Annotated in this window: 1 protein-coding gene; it reads left to right on the top strand. The window is 66.2% G+C overall.

Annotated elements, in window-relative coordinates; translation table 11 throughout:
* Window positions 1-1,898: DNA methyltransferase (locus tag VBE63_RS28435; protein ID WP_323686340.1), on the top strand; the 1,898-nt coding region annotated here is incomplete at both ends.

Below are 1,898 nucleotides of genomic sequence, written 5' to 3'. Positions count from 1 at the left end.
CGCCCGGATGGAAGCAGCACCCCGCGCAAGCTCGACCTCTACCGCCGCGGCTGCTTTGTGCTTGAAGGCAAGGATACTGGCAAAGAAACCGGCAGCAATGCCTGGGATACCGCCATCGTCAAGGCACACAAACAGGCCGAAAACTACGTCCGCGCCCTGCCAGCCGAAGAAGGTCGCCCACCCTTTATCGTCGTGGTCGATGTTGGGCGCTCCCTGGTGCTCTTTTCCGAATTCACCTGCTCCGGCGGCAACTACATCCCCTTTCCTGACGCGCGCCAGTCTCGCATCGGGCTCGAGCAGTTGCGTGACCTTGAGATCATTGAGCGTCTGCGCGCGCTCTGGCTCAACCCGCACGGCCTCGACCCCAGCCGCTACGCCGGTCGCGTCACCCGCCAGATTGCCGAGGCGCTGGCCAATGTCGCCAAGTCACTGGAAGCCAACGGGCATGACGCCGAGCGCGTCGCCGGCTTCCTCACCCGCTGCCTGTTCACCCTGTTCGCCGAAGACACCGGGCTGATCCCCGAGGGCAGCTTCAGCCAACTGTTGGAGCGCTGCCGCGACAAACCCGCGAGCCTCGCGCCGCAGTTGCAGAGCCTGTGGCAAACCATGAACGTCGGCGGCTTCGCGCCCGCGCTCGGCGAAACCCTGCCCTGCTTCAATGGCGGACTCTTTGCCGAGTCGGACGCCATCGCGCTGAATCTGGCGCAGATCGAACTCCTGCAACAGGCCGCGCGCGCCGACTGGCGGCAGGTCGAGCCGGCCATCTTCGGCACCCTGCTCGAGCGCGCGCTCAACCCGCGCGAGCGTCACAAGCTCGGCGCCCATTACACCCCGCGCGCCTATGTCGAGCGCCTGGTCATGCCCACCGTGATCGACCCCTTACGCGCCGACTGGGAGGAGGTGCAAACCGCCGCGCAAAACTTCCAGCGCCAAGATAAGCCCAAGGAGGCCATCGCCGAGGTGCGCGACTTTCACGGTCAGCTCTGCCAGACGCGGGTGCTCGATCCCGCCTGTGGCAGCGGCAACTTTCTCTATGTCGCGCTCGAGCACATGAAGCGACTCGAAGGCGAGGTGCTGGAGGTGCTCGGTCGGCTGCAAAAGACCGCCAGCTTCGAGCTGGAGGGTCTCACCGTCAGCCCCAACCAATTCCTCGGCTTGGAGATCAACCCACGCGCCGCCCGCGTCGCCGAGATCGTGCTCTGGATCGGCTACCTGCAATGGCACTTCCGCACCTATGGCCATGTCAACCCGCCCGAGCCGGTGCTGCGCGACTTCCACAATATCCAATGCCGCGATGCGCTGATCGAGGCCGAGGCGCGCGAGCCGCTGCTGGATGACCAGGGCCAGCCGGTGAGCGTCTGGGATGGGTGCAGTACCAAGCCGAGCCCGATCACCGGCGAGCCGATCCCCGATGAGACGCAGCGGCTGCCGGTCTATCGCTATTTGGAGCCGCGCCGCGCCGACTGGCCGGAGGCCGATTTCATCGTCGGCAATCCGCCGTTCATCGGCGCCGCCAGCATGCGCCGTGCGCTTGGCGACGGCTATGTGGATGCGGTGCGCGGGGTCTACAGCGGCCTGGTGCCGGACTCGGCCGATTTCGTCATGTACTGGTGGCAGATCGCCGCCGAGAAGGTCCGCCAGGGCCAGGCGCGGCGGTTTGGCTTTATCACTACCAACAGCCTGCGCCAGACCTTCAACCGGCGGGTGCTGGAGCCGCATTTGAGCGACGCCAAGGCGCCACTGTCGCTGCTGTTCGCGGTGCCCAATCATCCCTGGATCAAGACCAGCGATGGCGCGCAGGTGCGGATTGCCATGACCGTTGGCGCTGCGGGCGATCAGCCGGGTCGGCTGTGCGAGGTCACAGCCGAGCGCTCGGGTGAGGAGGATGCGCGCGCGGT

Origin of the sequence: Lamprobacter sp. (genome assembly GCF_034860625.1) — a bacterium.
Lineage (GTDB): Bacteria > Pseudomonadota > Gammaproteobacteria > Chromatiales > Chromatiaceae > Lamprobacter.
This window is presented reverse-complemented; position numbering and strand designations above follow the sequence as displayed.